General features: G+C 52.3%; 17 protein-coding genes. 1 reads left to right on the forward strand and 16 read right to left on the reverse strand.

All coding sequences use genetic code 11. The features are described from left to right. Nucleotides 1-79 precede the first annotated feature (79 nt). The 8 genes from aat to B4O97_RS10500 form a co-directional block, all read right to left on the reverse strand. Nucleotides 80-787, reverse strand: a complete 708-nt coding sequence (gene aat, locus B4O97_RS10465) for a leucyl/phenylalanyl-tRNA--protein transferase (RefSeq protein WP_083050640.1) — start codon at nucleotides 785-787, stop codon at nucleotides 80-82. Next, on the reverse strand, nucleotides 787-3,093 hold the full coding sequence (gene clpA / locus B4O97_RS10470; RefSeq protein WP_083050641.1) for an ATP-dependent Clp protease ATP-binding subunit ClpA: 2,307 nt from the start codon (nucleotides 3,091-3,093) through the stop codon (nucleotides 787-789). The genes aat and clpA overlap by 1 nt, the downstream gene beginning before the upstream one ends. Before the next feature lie 41 nt (nucleotides 3,094-3,134). After that, a complete protein-coding gene (clpS, locus tag B4O97_RS10475) occupies nucleotides 3,135-3,452 on the reverse strand; it encodes an ATP-dependent Clp protease adapter ClpS (protein WP_083050643.1) in 318 nt (105 codons plus the stop codon). A gap of 133 nt (nucleotides 3,453-3,585) precedes the next feature. Then, on the reverse strand, nucleotides 3,586-4,476 hold the full coding sequence (dapA, locus tag B4O97_RS10480) for a 4-hydroxy-tetrahydrodipicolinate synthase (protein ID WP_083050644.1): 891 nt from the start codon (nucleotides 4,474-4,476) through the stop codon (nucleotides 3,586-3,588). 22 nt (nucleotides 4,477-4,498) lie between these two features. Beyond that, nucleotides 4,499-5,452 carry an aldo/keto reductase gene (locus tag B4O97_RS10485; protein WP_083050646.1) on the reverse strand — a complete coding sequence of 318 codons (954 nt, stop codon included), beginning with the start codon at nucleotides 5,450-5,452 and terminating at the stop codon, nucleotides 4,499-4,501. A 36-nt stretch (nucleotides 5,453-5,488) separates the two neighbouring features. Next, on the reverse strand, nucleotides 5,489-6,769 hold the full coding sequence (locus tag B4O97_RS10490) for a TRAP transporter large permease (protein ID WP_083050647.1): 1,281 nt from the start codon (nucleotides 6,767-6,769) through the stop codon (nucleotides 5,489-5,491). Between the two features lie 3 nt (nucleotides 6,770-6,772). Then, complete coding sequence (locus B4O97_RS10495; RefSeq protein ID WP_083050649.1) at nucleotides 6,773-7,261, reverse strand: TRAP transporter small permease; 489 nt, start codon at nucleotides 7,259-7,261, stop codon at nucleotides 6,773-6,775. Nucleotides 7,262-7,359: 98 nt separating this feature from the next. Continuing rightward, nucleotides 7,360-8,364 carry a C4-dicarboxylate TRAP transporter substrate-binding protein gene (locus tag B4O97_RS10500; protein WP_083050651.1) on the reverse strand — a complete coding sequence of 335 codons (1,005 nt, stop codon included), beginning with the start codon at nucleotides 8,362-8,364 and terminating at the stop codon, nucleotides 7,360-7,362. A 332-nt stretch (nucleotides 8,365-8,696) separates the two neighbouring features. Here B4O97_RS10500 and B4O97_RS10505 point away from each other — a divergent pair, with 332 nt between their 5' ends. Next, nucleotides 8,697-9,392: a GntR family transcriptional regulator gene (locus B4O97_RS10505; RefSeq protein ID WP_083050652.1), complete on the forward strand. Its 696-nt coding sequence runs from the start codon at nucleotides 8,697-8,699 to the stop codon at nucleotides 9,390-9,392. Here the strand turns inward: B4O97_RS10505 and B4O97_RS10510 are convergent. The 8 genes from B4O97_RS10510 to B4O97_RS10545 form a co-directional block, all read right to left on the reverse strand. After that, nucleotides 9,365-9,865 carry a chemotaxis protein CheW gene (locus tag B4O97_RS10510; protein WP_083050654.1) on the reverse strand — a complete coding sequence of 167 codons (501 nt, stop codon included), beginning with the start codon at nucleotides 9,863-9,865 and terminating at the stop codon, nucleotides 9,365-9,367. The genes B4O97_RS10505 and B4O97_RS10510 overlap by 28 nt on opposite strands. A gap of 33 nt (nucleotides 9,866-9,898) precedes the next feature. Next, nucleotides 9,899-11,611, reverse strand: a complete 1,713-nt coding sequence (locus B4O97_RS10515) for a methyl-accepting chemotaxis protein (protein WP_158084256.1) — start codon at nucleotides 11,609-11,611, stop codon at nucleotides 9,899-9,901. Between the two features lie 108 nt (nucleotides 11,612-11,719). After that, entirely contained in the window at nucleotides 11,720-12,355 is a 636-nt protein-coding gene (locus B4O97_RS10520; protein ID WP_083050657.1) for a response regulator, read from the reverse strand. 22 nt (nucleotides 12,356-12,377) lie between these two features. Further along, nucleotides 12,378-13,898 carry an ATP-binding cassette domain-containing protein gene (locus tag B4O97_RS10525; protein ID WP_083050659.1) on the reverse strand — a complete coding sequence of 507 codons (1,521 nt, stop codon included), beginning with the start codon at nucleotides 13,896-13,898 and terminating at the stop codon, nucleotides 12,378-12,380. Between the two features lie 178 nt (nucleotides 13,899-14,076). Beyond that, nucleotides 14,077-14,973 (reverse strand): radical SAM protein, encoded by an 897-nt coding sequence (locus tag B4O97_RS10530; RefSeq protein WP_198947057.1) that lies wholly within the window; start codon nucleotides 14,971-14,973, stop codon nucleotides 14,077-14,079. 76 nt (nucleotides 14,974-15,049) lie between these two features. Beyond that, nucleotides 15,050-15,388 carry a NifB/NifX family molybdenum-iron cluster-binding protein gene (locus tag B4O97_RS10535; protein ID WP_083050662.1) on the reverse strand — a complete coding sequence of 113 codons (339 nt, stop codon included), beginning with the start codon at nucleotides 15,386-15,388 and terminating at the stop codon, nucleotides 15,050-15,052. Between the two features lie 13 nt (nucleotides 15,389-15,401). Continuing rightward, nucleotides 15,402-16,280 carry an ATP-binding protein gene (locus B4O97_RS10540; protein ID WP_083050663.1) on the reverse strand — a complete coding sequence of 293 codons (879 nt, stop codon included), beginning with the start codon at nucleotides 16,278-16,280 and terminating at the stop codon, nucleotides 15,402-15,404. Beyond that, nucleotides 16,280-17,146, reverse strand: coding sequence for an ATP-binding protein (locus B4O97_RS10545; RefSeq protein ID WP_083050665.1), 867 nt, complete (start codon nucleotides 17,144-17,146; stop codon nucleotides 16,280-16,282). The genes B4O97_RS10540 and B4O97_RS10545 overlap by 1 nt, the downstream gene beginning before the upstream one ends.

Raw genomic sequence — 17,146 nt, forward strand, 5'->3', positions numbered from 1 at the left:
GTACTACTTTACTATAACAGTATAACGCACATACGCTGCTTAATCAAGGGAAATTTTGTTTATGCGGAAAAAGCTGTTATCAGTGCTTCCCTGCAGCACAGCTCCAGGAAGACCAGGATGACGGAAGCCCCGGCTCATCCAGCAATACAGACAGTTCCTCAAGATAACGGGACCGGGGAATATCCTCGGCGCCAAGGCTGCTGAGATGATGGGTATACACCTGACAGTCGATCAGTTTTACTCCCTGCAGGGAAAGAGTCCGGACCAGTCTGATGAAGGCAGCCTTGGATGCATTGGGAGAGTGGGCGAACATGGATTCCCCGAAGAAAATTTTTCCCAGGGAGAGGCCGTAGAGACCGCCCACAAGCCGCCCCTCCTGCCAGGCTTCGGCACTGTGAGCAATACCCAGACGGTGGAGCACGGAGTAGGCATCCCGCATGTCCTTGGTAATCCAGGTGCCGTCCTGCCCGGGGCGCTCCCTGGCGGCGCATTCGGCTATAACCCGGTCAAACGCAGTATCGAAGGTGATGGTGAATACGCCGCGCTTCAGGACCCGGCGCATGCTTTTTGAAACATGCAGCCCTTCGGGGTACAGCACAAAACGGGGATCGGGACTCCACCAGAGGATGGGGTCTTCGTCGCTGAACCAGGGGAAAATCCCCTGCCGGTAGGCGGAGACCAGCATACCTGGAGAGAGGTTACCGCCGGAAGCAACGATGCCAGGCGGTTCAGCCTCCCGTGGGTCGGGGAACTGAAAGGAGTCGTCAGCCGACAGATAGGGAAACATCAGCTCTGGTTTTGCTCCGCCGGGCTTATTACGACCTCGCCGTCCAGGTAGTCAGCAACCGCCTTTCCGCCCGCAGAAAGATCACCGAAGAGTACGGCATCCACAAAGTAATGCTTGATCTTCTCGCTTACAAGCCTGGCTATGTTTCTGGCGCCGAAATCGGGACTGTAGCCCTCCTCCGCCAGATACTCCCTGCAGGCCTCGGTGAGTTCCAGTTCGACGTTCTTTTCCTTGAGCTGCTGCCTGAAGGCATCGATCTCCTTGTCCACGATGTTCAGAACCACCCGTTTGTCCAGACGGCCGAAGGTGACTATCTTGTCCAGCCGGTTACGGAACTCAGGCGAAAAGGCCCGGTCCACCGCGTCGCCGATGGCCTGTTCGGTAACATTCCGTTCCCCGAATCCGATCATGGGTCTGCCCATCTCCCGGGCACCGGCGTTGGAGGTCATAATGATAATCACGTTACGGAAGTCCGCCTTGCGTCCGGCGTTGTCAGTAAGGGTTGCGTAATCCATTACCTGGAGCAGCACGTTGAAAATGTCCTGGTGGGCCTTCTCGATTTCGTCCAGAAGCAGCACAGCATGGGGGGTTTTGCGGATGGCATCCGTCAGAAGGCCTCCCTCCTCGTAACCGACGTAACCCGGAGGAGAGCCCACAAGGCGGGAAACGGTATGCTTTTCCTGGTATTCACTCATATCGAAGCGGTGCAGATGAATCCCCAGAAGGTCCGCCAGCTGCCGGGCAAGCTCGGTTTTTCCTACCCCGGTGGGACCGACAAAGAGAAAGGAGGCCACCGGTTTGTCAGGACCCTTGAACCCGGCGCGGCTTCGTTTGACGGCCTGCACCACCGCATCAACTGCGGCATCCTGGCCGAAAATCCTGTTCTTCAAGTCGGACTCGAGACTCTTGAGCCGGTCTGTTTCAGTAACGGAGACGCTTCGCTCGGGGATTTTTGCGATCTTCGAGATTACCTTTTCCACCAGGTCCTCGCCGATCTCCTTTGTGTCGTTGTTTTCGGCATTCTCCCGGAAGGCCATGATACGGGTATAGGCTCCGGCCTCGTCGATTACATCGATGGCCTTGTCCGGCAGATGGCGGTCGTTGATATACTGATGGGACAGGTCCACGGCGGTGCGCAGGGCTTCGTCGGTGTAGTGCACATTATGATGCTCTTCGTAACGCTGCCTCAGTCCCAGCAGGATCTGGTAGGTCTCCTCCGGGGTCGTCTCGTCGATCTCTATCCGCTGGAAACGCCGTGAGAGGGCCCTGTCGCGCTCAAAGAATTTTTTGTACTCGTCATAGGTTGTGCTTCCCATACAGCGGATCTTGCCCGTCGCCAGGGCCGGCTTTAAAAGGTTCGAGGCATCCATGGAGCCTCCGGAGGTCGCCCCGGCCCCCACTATGGTATGGATCTCATCTATAAAAAGGATCACCTTCTCCTCTTTTTCCAGCTCCTTGAGAATCATCTTGATCCGTTCCTCGAAGTCGCCCCTGAACCGCGTGCCGGCAAGAAGAGAACCCATATCCAGGGAAAAAACCCGGTAGTCCTTTAGCATGGCCGGAACCTTGTCCTCGGCGATTCTTGCGGCAAGTCCTTCGGCGACAGCGGTCTTCCCTACCCCGGGATCGCCGACAAGAATCGGGTTATTTTTGAGCCGTCTGCACAGGACCTGGATTGTACGTTCCAGTACATCCTCCCGGCCGATAAGGGGTTCCAGAGAACCATCCCGGGCAGCCTGGGTAAGCTCCCTGGTAAAGGAGTCCAGGGCTTTGCGCTTCTTTTTTCCCTTTTCCTGTTCTTCCCCGGCTTCCTGATCAGGTTCAAGTTCCGCCTCTTCGTCCTCGCCCATGCCCCCGGAAATCCCGGCCCCGTCCCCGGAAAAATCTCCTGTTGTATGGGAGATTATACTCAGAAGGGTATAACGGCTTATGCCCGCCTTCTTGAGATAATAGGCACCGAAGGACTCCTTCTCATCCAGAATCGATACAAGAAGGTCCCCCACCTCCAGAATCTTGGAGGAGGAAGCTTCGGTATGAAACACCGCCCGTTCTATGACCCCCTGAAAACCGATGGACTGGACCGGTTCGGTATCTTCCACCCTGGGGACCTTGTCGTCGAAATACGCGACCAGTTCATCCTTAAGCTCGTCGGGATCCGCACCGCAAAGGCTGACGATCTCCCGGGTGGAGTCAAAGAAAAGAGCGGCATATAATATATGTTCGGGAAGCAGAAACTCGTGTTTTCTGTTTTTCGCGTCCAGATACGCGGCATTCAGAATGCTCTGAACGTCTTCACTTACCTTCATCTATACAACCTTACCTTTCCACTTTGCAGTATATCCGGCGTCTAGGCCGGTTCCACGGTACAGCGAAGGGGGAACTCCCGCTCCTTGGCTATGCGATGGACCCGGGTTGCCCGGGTCGAGGCTACATCCCAGGTGTAGACACCGACAACGCCCCGTCCCTTCTTATGCACGTCAAGCATAATCCGGGTGGCATCGGGCACCTCTTTATGAAAAACCACCATCAGAATCTCAACCACAAACTCCATTGTCGTGTAATGATCATTGTGGAGAACCACCTTGTACATCTCCGGTTCCTTGAGACGCTGGTCCGATTTTTCAACTACTTCCGAATCGAAGTTCCGGGCACCCTGATCGGACATACTGCACAATACTCCTGACTGAAACATAGTAGCCGGCCTCCCTTTTGCAGAGAGGCCGACGGGAGTAAATTTAGCTAAACTTTCGTCGATGATCAACGGTAAGAAGAGGAAATATGAGGCAGGCCGCGGAAAACTACCCGACGGGCTTCAGATCCAGTCCTTTCAGGACAGTTCTGAGTTTATCCCGGGCTTCGTCACTCAGGGGACGTACAGGGAGTTTCGGTTTTCCCACATCCACTCCCATCAGGTTGAGCCCCTCCTTAAGGACCGCAGGAAAGGTACCGAGACCGAAAGCCTGCCGTAAAGGTGCAAGTTTCTGCTGCAGCTCGAGGCTTCTGCCCGGATTCCCCTTCTGAAAACTCTCGTACAGTTCAACAATCAGTCCCGGGGCGATATTTCCCGATGCCGGAACGGCACCGGAACCGCCGGCGGAAAGGGTCGGATGAATAATCATGTCAAACCCGCAGAAGAAGGAAAAATCCTTTCCGCAGAGTCGGATCATCTCCACCGCATTTCCCATATTGCCGCTGGAATCCTTTATCCCCACTATGTTTTCTATCTTCGCCAGGCGTGCAATTGTATCAGGATTGAGATTGACTCCCGTACGTCCCGGATTGTTGTACAGAAGAATGGGCAGCTTTACCGCCCCGGCTATTGCCTTGTAGTGATCATACAATTCATCCTGGGTGGGAGTAATAAAATAGGGAGTTACAATGGAAACCGCGTCCGCCCCGGCAGCTTCAGCCGCTTTTGTAAGGGAGACAGTCTCTTCTGTTGTAATGCGGGCAGTCCCGGCAAAAACAGGAACCCTGCCCTTTACCTCATCAACGGCGATTTCCAGAGCTTCGATCCGCTCCGCATCGCTCATGGCATAGGCTTCGCCGGTACTCCCGGCTATAAAAACGCCATGCACCCCGCCGTCCATAACATAGCGGATAACCCTGCGCAAGGCATCACCATCCAGTTTTCCGTTGTCCTTAAAAGGGGTAACAAGGGGGGGAATAATTCCATGAAAATCACTCATTCTATGCATCCTTATTGATAGTTTATTGGAAAAACTCTTCCGTCTTCTTTTTCTCGAACTCCTTGAACAGCGCGGTCGCTTTTACCGCTTCGATTAAGGAGGTTTCATTTTCGCTCAAATAGGGCTCATCGACGATCCGGACTGCACTCTTCAGGTGTTCCACATTGCCTGTACCATACACAACGGTCGTTACCTCATTGAAAGAGAGACACCACTTTAAAGCAGCCTGCGCCAAGACTTCCTTATCAGTGATACCGGCTTCCCGGGCCATTTCAAACAATGCGCCTTTCATAAATGCCTCCCGGGAAATGAATCCCAGCCCTTTTTCCCGGACCCTGGGGAGAACCTTTTCAATGGCACCATAATCACCGAAGTTAAAGTTCATATAAATGGTATCGAAGCTGCCATTCTCTATCTGCTGAAGGTAGGTGTATTCCCCCGAAAAGGTGTCGGCACAGGCATATTGAATCAGACCTTCCCTTTTCAGGGCTTCAATGTTGCAGTTGATTTTTTGAATGTAATCAGGATCATTATCCAGCGCTTCCTTCATAAAAGCAAAATTGAAAAACTCGATCCGTTCCCGTCCAAGAAGTTTTAATATCCGCAGGACCTCCTTCTTCAGCTCCTCATATTTTGCCATTCGCTCATTGTTTTTATCATAGGTATAGACAAAACCTTCCGGCCGCGTCTGCACATACACCGGAAAAGGAGGAACGATCTCCTTAAGATTACGGCCAAGGGCCTCCTTCTCGGAATCATGAGTTACATCAAGAAAATTAATCCCATTTTCAAAGGCAGTTTTCAGAATCTTCTTCCGGTCTTCACCGCCGAAACCCTCAAAAATATATCCCGGAGTAATGGCTTTTGTAAAATCCTCATTAAATCCCCGTGATTTTTTATTCGGAAGATATTCGTGCCCCCCAAGGGACAGTACTGAAACTTCAGCCTCGGTTCTACCCAGTCGTCTATATTTCATCGTCCGTCAATAATCCTCTCTTTCTTTGATTTCAGGCTAACCGTACAGCAGATTGGGTGCTGCCAGGATTATTTTTGGAAAAACCAGGTATATGAAAACAGTTACGAGAATGACAAAAATAAACGGGATACTCTCTCGAAGATAGTCTTCCAGCTTGCTTCCCAGAATTCCATTTACAACATACATGGCAATACCGAAGGGGGGAGTTAATACTCCCATGGTAACAACAACAGTAGTAATGATACCGAATAAAACCGGATTCACACCCACAGCCTCCACAAGAGGCAATAAAATCGGAGTTACAAGAATAATGACAATAGCGCCATCCATGAACATACCGAACAGAATGAGAATACCGATTACTATAGCCATGGTCAGGAAGGTGCTTCCGGTAAAACCGGTAATCAGTGCGCTTATTCGCGCAGGAACCTTGTCTATGGGAATTCCGTAGCCGAAGATCGCCGACATGGCAATCATGTACATGATACCGCCTATATCCCGTACCGATTCGAGCAGTGTCGTGATGAGCGATTTAACTGTCAGGTCCTTGTATACGAAAAAGCCGATGACAATTGCGTAGACACAGGCCAGTCCGCCGACCTCGGCTGGAGTGAAGATACCTATCCGCAGACTCCCAAGGAGAACAAAGGGGAATATCAGCGCCCAGATTGTCTCCTTCAGGGAACCAAGGATGTCCCTGATGGTAGCGCGCTGTTCCCGTCCCCGTGGGAAATGCCGTATCCGGGACATGATGGCAACACCGATCATCAGGGTTCCCATGAGTATCAGCCCGGAGGTAAGTCCCGCTGCAAACAGGCGACCGATGGAAACCTGCCCGACAGTACCATATAGAATCATTCCGATCCCCGGAGGAATCGTCGATGTGATCAAAGCAGTAAAACCGATTACAACGGCGGTAAAGGCTTTCGGATAGCCCTGGCGTTCCATTTCCGGGCCAAGGATTCGTGCCTCCATGGCTGCATCCGCATTGGTGGACCCGGAACAGCCCCCCATCAGCGTACTCAATACGACGCTGACCTGGGCCATCCCTCCCCTCATGTGTCCCGCCAGGAGCATAGCCAGCTTGACCATACGCCTGGTAATTCCGGAGGCATTCATAAGAGTACCGGCGAAAATAAACAGAGGAACGGCCAGCAAGGTCACGTTCTGGGTCTGGGAAATCGGCAGCTGAACCATGGTAATAAGAGGCAATTCCGGATGCTGCAGAAAGAAAGTCGCCCCGGCTATCCCCACAGCGAAGCCCACCGGCATTCCAAGAAAAAGCAGTACAAGAAAAACGATCGTAACAAGTTCCATCTATCAACTCCTGGTAACAAGTGTCCGGTAGACTTTGATGGACAAGCTTATAAGCATTAAAAACGAGCATATGGGCATGCTTATGGTCACCCAGGTAAAACTCAAATGAGGGATTCCCTGGAAAGAACGATGCTTGGTAGAAATCGAGAGATCTATTCCATGGTAGAGCAGGGCGATCAGAAAAACCGCCATCAGAAGATAAAGAAACAGAGAAACAACGGTCTGCAGTTTTCCCGGCAGTCTTGTATACACAAAGTCAACGTTCACAAGCTTGTCTTCCCGAAATGCGACATCCGCCCCCAGGAAAACACCCCAGGTAAATACAAGCAGAGCTGTGTCCAGAGCCCAATGTATGGGAATATCAAAGGATCTGAAAACAGCAAGGGAGAAAATCACGACAACTGTCGTGATCAGACATACGGCCGATAATGCAGCCTCAACTGCACACATACCCGCGTATGTTCTTTTTACTATGTTTCTAAGGGTGTCCATGTGATGATCCTCTTTTAAAAGAGCCGTCCGGCAGCCCGGACAGGTTCACTGTCAGGAAGGCTGCCGGATCAGCTTGATGCGTTTTTCGGGCTTGAAAATTATTTGCCCAGTTCTTTGTAGATAGCTTCCTTGGCTTCGACGACACCCAGCTCTTCATAGCTCTGCTGACCTGACTTGATAAACGCCTCTGAATCCAGTTCCTCCCAGGGAATCAGGGTCATACCGTTGTCAAGAAGATACTGCATGTCCGTACCGGCCTTGGCTTCAAGAGCCTGAGTTGCTTCGAGTCCGGCTTTATCTGCCTCTTCAAGAAGAATATCCTGATACTCCTTCGGAAGAGAGTTAAACCACTCGGCACTGGCCACAAGAACATTCATCTGATAGATATGTCGGGTTTCAATCAGGTAGTCCGCGACTTCTTCAACACTGAGCGCTCTGGCCGCAGAAACAGGAAGCTCCGCACCGTCGACAACACCAGTCTGGATACCATTATAAAGTTCGCCGTAGGGAAGACCAGTGGCGGTTGCCCCAAGGGAATTAACCGTTGCAAGCCATGCGGGAGCGGGAGCAGTCCGGATGCGAACTCCTCTCAGTTCCCGGGGGCTTCTGGCCTGAACATTTGCCATAACATTCCGAAAACCCTGGGCATAGGCGTAGGAGAGAACCTTAATGCCGAACTCATCCTCGAGTTTTTTGGACCAGCTGTTTATTGTGGGAGACCCGAGCAGGCCTTCAAAGTCGTCATATCCGGAAAGCAGATACGCTCCGTACAGAACGGAAAACTCTTCCACATAGTCTCCAAGCCGTGCAGGATCGGTTTGCCAGCCCACATTGCTGCCTTTTCTCATCTGCTCAAGGATATCTTCTTCCACGCCCAGCTGGGCATTGGGATAGACCTCTATGACGAAATCACCGTTGGTCCGTTCTTTCACAGCCTCGGCCCATCGAATATAAGCTTTATGATACTCTTCCTTCTCTGTCTGCACGTGGCCGAAACGCAGCATGTAGCTGGGTTCACCTTCCTTTGGTTCACCCTTCCCGCCGGCGCTTACGCTGAAACACAGCACCGCAATAAGTCCGATCACAATGATTGCTTTCTTCATCCGTTTCCTCCTAAAGAATTTTAATCAAACGAAACCAGCACCTTATCGATAGATACCGTTACCTCCTCATCTCGACTCAAAAGCAGCCGGTGACGTCTGATTGATACTTGGTATAGTAATGGTATTCCAGCATTATCGTCCTGTCAATGATTTATTTTTCTCACCAGGCCTTCAGAACACACAAGCTCAAGCAGGTCCCGGCCGTGAATTAGCCCTTAATTTCTTTATATACAGCATTTTAACCTGATCAGACCATTTCTCTTTACAGATACGAAAAAATGTAATATTCTATAACTCTATTGATACTTGAACCTGTAACGATGGGATAAATCATGAGCTTGGTATACCACAGTGATGATGTCTACAAGGATCTTAAGCGCCGGATTATCGAAGAAGACCTTCGGCCCGGGGATGTCCTCGTGGAACGTGATGTGAGCCTCAATTATAATGTCAGCAGGACTCCCGCCAGAGAAGCTCTTCGGCAACTGGTATCTGACGGGCTTGTTGTGCTCATACGCGGTCGCGGTTACTCGGTACGTCAGCTGAGCGTTGAAGATATTATAGAAGTTTTTGTTGCCAGAGAAAGTATAGAGGGAACCCTTGCAAATCTGTCGGCTTCGCACTTGAATGAAAAAATGCAGCATCGCCTGGAAAACCTGAAAAATGAGATGGAGGAGATCGATCCGGAAATCAGTCCTGAGAAGGTAATAGAAACGGGCAGCCGACTGCATAATCTGATAGCAGAAACTGCCCATAATACCATGCTCTACAAATTCTACCAGGAACTCTGCACCGTCGCCGCACTTACCAGAAACCTGGGCAAGTACACCTCAAAAATAGAATCCATCTCCCGGGACGAGCACATCCTCATCATAAACAGCCTCATCGCAGGAAATCGTGAAGACGCAGAAGGTTACATGAGACTGCATCTGCGCCGCACCTGTGAACGCATCGTCAGCTCCTATCTGCAGAAGCGGACGACGTCTCACCATTTTCTGCATCACACGGAAGCTGGATCACTGCCGTAAACCAGGTCCTCCGCAGAGAACATTTTCCCCGTATCGAGAATCATGACAAAGCTCTCCTCATGCTTACCGATTCCTTTAAGGTACGAGGTATCTCCGCTTCTGACGGACCCGCCCACTTGAGGCGGCTGATCGATCATATCCTCCCCGATATGCAGAACCGCATCCACCGTATCGGTGAGGACCCCCAGGGAGGCAGCCAATCCTCTTTTGCTCAAATCGAGAACGATAATCGATTGAGTACCGTCTTCCGTTTCCATGAGCTCGGATTCGAATTTCATCCGAAGATCCACTACCGGGACTACCGCCCCCCGAACATTTATAATACCCCGCATATAGGCTGGAGCCCCGGGAATCCGGGTGATTCTCCTCAGGTCCAGGACCTCCCGAACCTCCTCTACCGGAAGGGCGTAGCGTTCGCCCTTCAAACTGAATACAAGATACTGATTACTTGTCTCTTTTGCAGTCTCGTTCATATAATAATCCCCATTGTACAAGATCAGTCTGTTTTAGAATGTTTCAAATTCCGTGTCGATTTCATCCACCTGGGAAGAAACAGGAGTCTGGGTAAATTCATCCATGAAGATCCCCTTCTCCCTGGTTTTCCCTGCAGTTTTCCGGTTGCCATTGCTGTTTGTTCCGTGTTCCAGTGTTCCGGCATTACTGGTAAGCTGTCGTATCTCCTTTTCCGTTCTGGAGGAGGATTCGTTGTCGATTTTAAAGAAAAGAAGCGCCTCTTCCAGCTGCTCCGCCTGACTTGCCAGCTCAGTAGCGGTGGTGGAAATCTCTTCTGAAGCTGAAGCATTCTGCTGTATAACACTGTCCAGCTGGATAATAGCCTCGGTAATCTGCTCTGCACCGCTTGACTGTTCGTTGCTGGCCGCACTTATCTCCTGCACCAGCTCTGCAGTCCTGCGGATATTCGGAACGATACTGTTCAACAGTCGCCCGGCATTTTCGGCCACGGTTACACTGGATTCCGAAAGCTCGTTGATCTCCCGGGCAGCTTGCTGACTGCGTTCGGCGAGTTTTCTGACCTCCGCGGCAACGACGGCAAAGCCCCGTCCATACTCTCCAGCCCGGGCGGCCTCGATGGCGGCATTCAGGGCCAGCAGATTCGTCTGCCGGGCGATCTCTTCGATTATCGAAATCTTGCCGGTTATCTCCTGCATGGCACCTACAGTCTGAACAACTGCCTGTTCCCCCTCGGCGGTATCAGCGGCAGATCGGTTGGCGATGCTTTCAGTCTGATTGGAGTTATCCGTGGTCTGCCGGATTGTCGCCGACATCTCTTCCATGGAGGAACTTACCTCCTCGGCGGAGGCGGCCTGTTCCGTCGCTCCCTGAGAGAGCTGTTCCGAAGCGGTACTCAGCTGCTGACTTCCGCTGGCTACATTTTCCGCGGAGATTTTTACGGATCTGACGATCTCCTTCAGTTTTCGGGAAGCCTGATTCAGCGCAGATACCAACTCGCCGGTTTCATCCCGGCGGTCAATATCAATCCTGAAGGAAAGATCTCCCCTGGAAATGGCGTTCGCCAGGGAGAGCCCTTTTCTCAAAGGAAGACTGATTACCCTGGAGATGAACAGTCCAAGAAGAATTCCAATAAGCATGCCAGCGGCCACAAGAATAATCATGAACTTGAGACTATCTCTGTAGGTATCCGTTGTGACCACGGCGGAATCAGCCGCGTTTTCCTCTTTAATATCTCCAAGCTGCGTCATGAGCTTATCGACTGCATCGAGTTTTTGCCGGCCGTCCCCCATGGATAGATCCCGGGACTCCCTCGCCTCAGCCGTCCCCTCCCCCAGGGCGATCTGCACAACCCGGGCACTGGTGATACGCCACTCATCAACAGCATTGTAGAGGTTCTGGAACATCTCCTCGGCTTCAGTTGAGTAGAAAAGCGGCTCGGCCTGTTTCAGCAGACTGTCCATCTCTTTAATGAAGGCACGATAATCATCATAGTAGCCCTGCTGTTCTTCAGCGCTTGGGGATATCAGGATATTCTTCTCCGCCCGGGTGGCATAAATAAGCTGAATGTTGGCCTCTTTTACGTAATAAAGACCCATCAATTCAGTTTCATACATGTAATCAGCCAGATTATTAATTTTCCCCATGTTGGAGATACCGATAAAACCGACGAGCCCTGTTATGGCCATCAGCAACATGAAAGCGAGTATTAGTTTGTTCGCAATCCGCAGATTATAAAACCATTTCATACCCATTACTCCCCACAAAATATATTTGTTGGAGATTATAGATATTGCCGAGTTATTCGTATGTAGTTATTATTTGACTAATTCTGTAGTAGTAATACTACACACGGCTTACAGGAGTCTGTGACGGATGGCATAGAGAGTCAATTCAGCATTGCTTGAAGCGTCCATCTTTTTCAGAAGCCGGCTACGGTACGTGCTGACCGTCGTAGAACTCAGATTCAGCTTCGCTGCGATTTCCCTGATCTTGAATCCCCGGGCCAGTTGCAGCATTACATCAAGCTCCCGGTCAGAGAGGTAACTGTGAGGGTTCTCGCCTTCTGTGGAGGAAAAGGATTCCGCAATCCTCTCCGCGGTCTTAAGGCCGATATATTTGCGCCCCGATCCAACGCTCCGGATCGCCTTTATCAGTTCTGTCTCCACACTCTCTTTCGAAAGATAGCCGGAAGCCCCGGCTTTCAAAGCGCGGACTGCGTACTGTTCTTCCTGTCCTCCGCTCAGGATAAGAACCGGAACTGTATTGCCCTCGCTGCGTAGCTGCTTTAGGACATCCATTCCGCTAATATCGGGCATCGCCATATCCAGAACCAGCACGTCAGGATCGGCCTCACGCACCTTTTCCAAGGCGGAGAAACCGTTCTCCGCCTCGCCGCAGACATTGATATCCCTGGCATTCTGAGCGATGTATTCGAGGCCGCGCCGCACGATGGGGTGATCGTCTGCAATAAGAATGTTGATTGTAGCCACTACTGTCTATATATACAAAGAATTATCGCCCTTCGTCCACACTCTCTTCAATGCAAAGATCCGAGCCCCGGATCTCCCAGCGCACAGCAGTCAGTTTATCCCGAAAAAACCGGTCATGGCTGATCAGAAGAAGTGCTCCGGGCCAATCGGCAAGGGCCTGTTCAACTGCCATACGGGATTCAAGATCAAGATGGTTGGTCGGCTCATCGAGGATTATCAGCTCCGCATCCTGCAGCAGTCCGAAAGAAAGCAGAAGTTTACGCAGCTCTCCTGAGCTCATGCTCTTCACATCGGCGAAACCCTCAGGATCCCCGTTCAGGCGGGAAAAAAAAGCCAGGAGTTCTCCTTTCAGCGGGTCGGAAAGCTCACCGTACTGCTGCTGGAGCAGGAGAAGGGTCTCCCCGGAAATCTCCTGGGGTAGAACCAGCCAGTTATCTGATAACTCCCGCTTGGTGTGAAGAATCCTTCTGACCAGGCTGCTCTTTCCCGACCCGTTGGGGCCGTTCAGGGCTATCCGGTCACCAGTCTGAATACTCAGTTCAGGATGACGGAGAAACCGGCCTCCCCCGAGAAATACAGCACCTTCCTCAAGACGCAGCAGCCTGCGGCCTCCGGCTGCGGCTGCCTTAAAGGTAACCCCGGTCTTCTGCTTCCCGGAAATGGCAATATTCTCAAACTTGAGTTCCGCCTTTCGGGCCCGCTCCTGCATGGTCTTATATAACCTGGCACCGACAGCATCCTTCCCGCTAAGACGCAGACCATCGACTTTTGCCTTGGCATCGTGATCCCGGGTACTCAGTCCGCGCTTGGAGAAGTCCCTGCGATGCCTGTCCGCTTTTTCCTTCTGGAGCTGAGCCTGTTTCTTCAGGCGCTTATACTCTTTTCGCTCCTGTTCGTAGCGTCGGTGAGCTTCCAGGCACTCCCTCTCTTCCTGCTCCAGGGCGCTGGAGAGGGGTCCGGGACGCCGCAGAATTTTTCCCTGCCGAATAAACAGGCAGGCATCACAGAGACTGTCGACAAATTCCCGGTCGTGACTTACCAGCAGAGCTATGCCTCGGTACTGCCTGAGACCGTTCAGCAGCATGTCCCGGGCCTCCTCATCCAGATGGTTCGTCGGTTCGTCCAGGGCAAGGAATTCCGGATTGGCATGCAGTGCGACGGCCAGCTGAGCCCGCTTTCGTTCACCTCTGCTCAAGGTTTTCCAGCGCAGGGGCCAGTCGTAGTCCATTCCGAGAAGAGAGAACAGGCGTCCGGCATCCTTGTCGCCGCCATACATGGAATAGTAAAAATCGTCCAGCCCCTCAGGTATTTTTTCGGTAGTCTGGGAACAGTAAATCCTGGAGACCGGGGTGGAAATACTTCCTGTCCGGGGCGGGAGTTCGCCCATGATGAGGCGCAGCAGGGTTGTTTTTCCAGAACCGTTTTTGCCTGCCAGGGCGGTAAAACCAGGCGGGAGGGTCAGACTGAGTTTGCTGAAAAGAGGAAAGGGAGAACTATCATACTGAAAGCTTACATTGGATATAATAAGATGAGACTGGCTCATAGAACCTCCTTAAGGGCGGTTGATATGAGCGGCTAAAAAGTAAACAGCAGAGAGAAAGCGCCGCGTAATAAGGTGTTATTTCTCTCCGTTTACAGTCTCATCGTCTCTATTTATCCTCGTAGACAGGGTTATGCAATCTTATGCCGGCACTAAGGTAAAGTCAATATCCGGAGTCCCTTCAGGAGGGACCGCGGTAACGATAAAAGATTCCCCGTCTTTCGGAAACAGCTTCAATCCGACCTGCAGCTTCCAGAACCCCCAGGTACTTGTTCAATTCGTTTTCGTGGACGCTGAGTATTCTCACCAGGTCAGATAGGGTGCAGGGACGCCGTTTGAGGGTTTCCAGTATGGCAGATTCCATGTCGGTTCTGTAGGCCCGGGTTTTCTTCCGTACCTGCGGGGTTGCGATAATTTCCACGTTGTCCAGGCCCCAGTATTCGATGATTGTCCACAGGGTCTGGTCGTCAGCGGCCTGGAGTTTTTTAACAGCTCCCGGCCGATCGAGACTGTTCAGCTGAACCCTTTCTGGACCGATGCGAAGGATGGACTTCTTCAGCAGGGTGAGATCTTTCCTGTTGTCATTATAGCCGGGCAGGATCATGACCTCGAGCCAGATTTTTCCTGAATACTCCCGCCTGAAATCGACGAGTCCCTGAATATAGGTCTCAAGGTCCACACCCCTGTGAGGCCGGTCAATACGGCGGAAGGTCCCTTCCGAGGCGGCGTCCAGGGACGGGAGGACCAGGTCGGCGGGAAGCAGCTCTTCCCGTACTTCAGGATCGCTGAAGAGACTGCCGTTGGTCAGCACCGCCACCGGGATATCCGGATAGCGGCGCTTTATGACTGCCAGTACCCGGCCGATCCCCGAGTTGAGGGTCGGCTCCCCGGCGCCGGAGAAGGTAAGGTAATCGGGTTCCGGGTTGTCCTGCAGAAAGCTGTACAGCTCTGAGAGGACCTCGTCAGCCGGGATGTATTCCCGGCGCTCAAGGGTCAGCTTTGTCGTTATGCCGCACTCGCAGTAGACGCAGTTGAAGGTACAGACCTTGTGGGGAACAAGATCTATCCCTAATGACATTCCAAGCCTCCGGGACGGAACCGGTCCGAACAGGTGCTTCATCAGACGCAGCTTCTATCGTACAGCAAAGACATGATCAGAACTCCGTCAGCTTTCCCTGTCTGAAGGCCTCGTAGGCTTCCGCGACCGTCATGCTGCCGGCCCCGGTATAAATCTTTATGTTCGACTGGGAGAGGGCCGTAGCGGCATTGCCTCCGGGACCGTTCCCGGTAATCAGAACATCCGGTTTGATTTCAAATAGTTTCCGGGCGGTCTGAGGGCCGGCCCCGTGAGCGACTCCGTCAATTTCACGGTTGTCGAAGCTCGTGTATTCATTCTTTTCTTCATCAAGAACAAGAATAAACTCGGTTCGTCCGAACCTTGGGTCCATCATCGATTCAGAATCTGTTCCCTTTGCAGTAAATGCGATTTTCATATGCGTATGCTCCTTATGCATTGGCAGTATCGAGTATTCTGTTCCAGCAGGCGGATATCTGGTTTTTCAGTTCGCCGCTGTCCAGTTCTACTATTGTTTTTCCCTGCACCATGGCCCGGGTAAATGACTCGTCATAGGGTAAATCCGCCAGATGCCTGATTCCCGCTTCGGCAAGGAATGCCTTAACCTGCTCCGTGGTTTCCGGGTTCAGATCGGATTTATTGATTATGCAGCCCGACGGAATGGAAAACCTGCGGACCAGTTCATGGACCCGCTTTAAATCGTGAAGCCCTGAGACCGTCGGCTCGGTAACAAAGACTACAAAGTCCGCCCCGGAAAGGGACGACACCACAGGACATCCGATTCCCGGGGAACCGTCCACAAGAACGATCTTGCATTCCAGTTCCCGGGCAATCCGTTTTGCTTCGTTCTTGACCTTGGCTACCAGCTTGCCGGAGTTCTCCGCCCCGATGCCAAGCCGGGCATGGACCATAAGTGTTCCGGTTTTGATCCGCGATTCATACCACTCGCCCACGTTCTGGTCTTCCATGCGTATTGCTTCCCGGGGACAGATCCTGGCGCAGTAACCGCAGCCCTCGCAGTTCAGGGGGATAACCGAATAGACGCCGTCTTTTTCTTCCAGAGCATCGAAACGACATACCTCGTCGCAGGCCCCGCATCCTGTGCAGAGAGCCGGATCTATGGAGGCGAGTACGCCGCTGTAGAAGTCCTCCGCCTTTTTGACCTCCGGCTCCAGCAGGATATGCATGTCCGCGGCGTCCACGTCGCAGTCAGCGGTGACCAGGGATTTTCCTCCCAGGACGGCGAAGGATGCGGTCAGCGAGGTTTTTCCCGTACCTCCCTTGCCTGATATTACTACTATCTCTTTCATCAGGCCCGCTCCTCTTCTGCCAGCCTCTGCAGAAAGGCGTCAATATTTTCGAGTTCCCGGGCAACCTCAGGCAGTGCCTGGTAGAGAAGCTCTCCCCGGGAATACATTTCCGCTATCTCCCGCCGGTTCGGTATCGCGGCGATAATGTCGATTTTTTCCGCCTCGCAGTAGGATCGTACATCGGCATTGCCAAGGCCTTCCCTGTTTATTACCACGGCAAAGGGCTTATTAAGCCCCCGGACAGTCTCCACCGCCAGCTTCAGATCGTTGAGGCCGAAGGGTGTCGGCTCGGTAACCAGCAGAACAAAATCGATGTCCTTTACCGCCTCGATTACCGGACAGGAGGTTCCGGGGGGGGAATCGTATATCTTGCATACATCGTCGGGAAAACACTCATCCACGTAGTCGAGGGTCTGAGCAATCAGGGGTACCGCCTGCTCCTGCCCGATATCAAGGCGACTGTCTATAAAGTCGACGCCGTCTACCCGGTAGCGCCTGACCTCCCCCATTTTTACCGGGACCATGGGAAGAGACCCGGCGGGACAGAGCTCGGAACAGGCGTAGCAGCCGTGACACAATTCCGGAAAGACCATGACCCGGTCTCCCATCTTGATTACTGCATTGAAATTGCAGACCTGCTGACAGAGACCGCAGAGGGTGCAGCAGTTAGAATCCCAGGAAGGTACCATGCGGTGCATCTCTTTGGACTCTTCCAGCCTTCCATGAAGAAAAAGTCCTGAATTCGGTTCTTCCACATCCAGGTCCGTCAGTACCACCGGACGCTTCCGGGCCAGATAGGAGGCCAGATTTACGGAGAGTGTGGTCTTTCCGGTACCGCCCTTCCCGCTGGCTATCGCGATTTTCAT

Origin of the sequence: Marispirochaeta aestuarii, from assembly GCF_002087085.1 — a bacterium.
Classification (GTDB): Bacteria; Spirochaetota; Spirochaetia; order JC444; family Marispirochaetaceae; genus Marispirochaeta; species Marispirochaeta aestuarii.

Excerpts from the sequence above, each read along its gene's own strand:
- aat (WP_083050640.1), bottom strand. The coding sequence starts at position 787 with ATGTTTCCCTATCTGTCGGCTGACGACTCCTTTCAGTTCCCCGACCCA.
- clpA (WP_083050641.1), bottom strand. The coding sequence starts at position 3,093 with ATGAAGGTAAGTGAAGACGTTCAGAGCATTCTGAATGCCGCGTATCTG.
- clpS (WP_083050643.1), bottom strand. The coding sequence starts at position 3,452 with ATGTCCGATCAGGGTGCCCGGAACTTCGATTCGGAAGTAGTTGAAAAA.
- dapA (WP_083050644.1), bottom strand. The coding sequence starts at position 4,476 with ATGAGTGATTTTCATGGAATTATTCCCCCCCTTGTTACCCCTTTTAAG.
- B4O97_RS10485 (WP_083050646.1), bottom strand. The coding sequence starts at position 5,452 with ATGAAATATAGACGACTGGGTAGAACCGAGGCTGAAGTTTCAGTACTG.
- B4O97_RS10490 (WP_083050647.1), bottom strand. The coding sequence starts at position 6,769 with ATGGAACTTGTTACGATCGTTTTTCTTGTACTGCTTTTTCTTGGAATG.
- B4O97_RS10495 (WP_083050649.1), bottom strand. The coding sequence starts at position 7,261 with ATGGACACCCTTAGAAACATAGTAAAAAGAACATACGCGGGTATGTGT.
- B4O97_RS10500 (WP_083050651.1), bottom strand. The coding sequence starts at position 8,364 with ATGAAGAAAGCAATCATTGTGATCGGACTTATTGCGGTGCTGTGTTTC.
- B4O97_RS10505 (WP_083050652.1), top strand. The coding sequence starts at position 8,697 with ATGAGCTTGGTATACCACAGTGATGATGTCTACAAGGATCTTAAGCGC.
- B4O97_RS10510 (WP_083050654.1), bottom strand. The coding sequence starts at position 9,865 with ATGAACGAGACTGCAAAAGAGACAAGTAATCAGTATCTTGTATTCAGT.
- B4O97_RS10515 (WP_158084256.1), bottom strand. The coding sequence starts at position 11,611 with ATGAAATGGTTTTATAATCTGCGGATTGCGAACAAACTAATACTCGCT.
- B4O97_RS10525 (WP_083050659.1), bottom strand. The coding sequence starts at position 13,898 with ATGAGCCAGTCTCATCTTATTATATCCAATGTAAGCTTTCAGTATGAT.
- B4O97_RS10530 (WP_198947057.1), bottom strand. The coding sequence starts at position 14,973 with ATGTCATTAGGGATAGATCTTGTTCCCCACAAGGTCTGTACCTTCAAC.
- B4O97_RS10535 (WP_083050662.1), bottom strand. The coding sequence starts at position 15,388 with ATGAAAATCGCATTTACTGCAAAGGGAACAGATTCTGAATCGATGATG.
- B4O97_RS10540 (WP_083050663.1), bottom strand. The coding sequence starts at position 16,280 with ATGAAAGAGATAGTAGTAATATCAGGCAAGGGAGGTACGGGAAAAACC.
- B4O97_RS10545 (WP_083050665.1), bottom strand. The coding sequence starts at position 17,146 with ATGAAAATCGCGATAGCCAGCGGGAAGGGCGGTACCGGAAAGACCACA.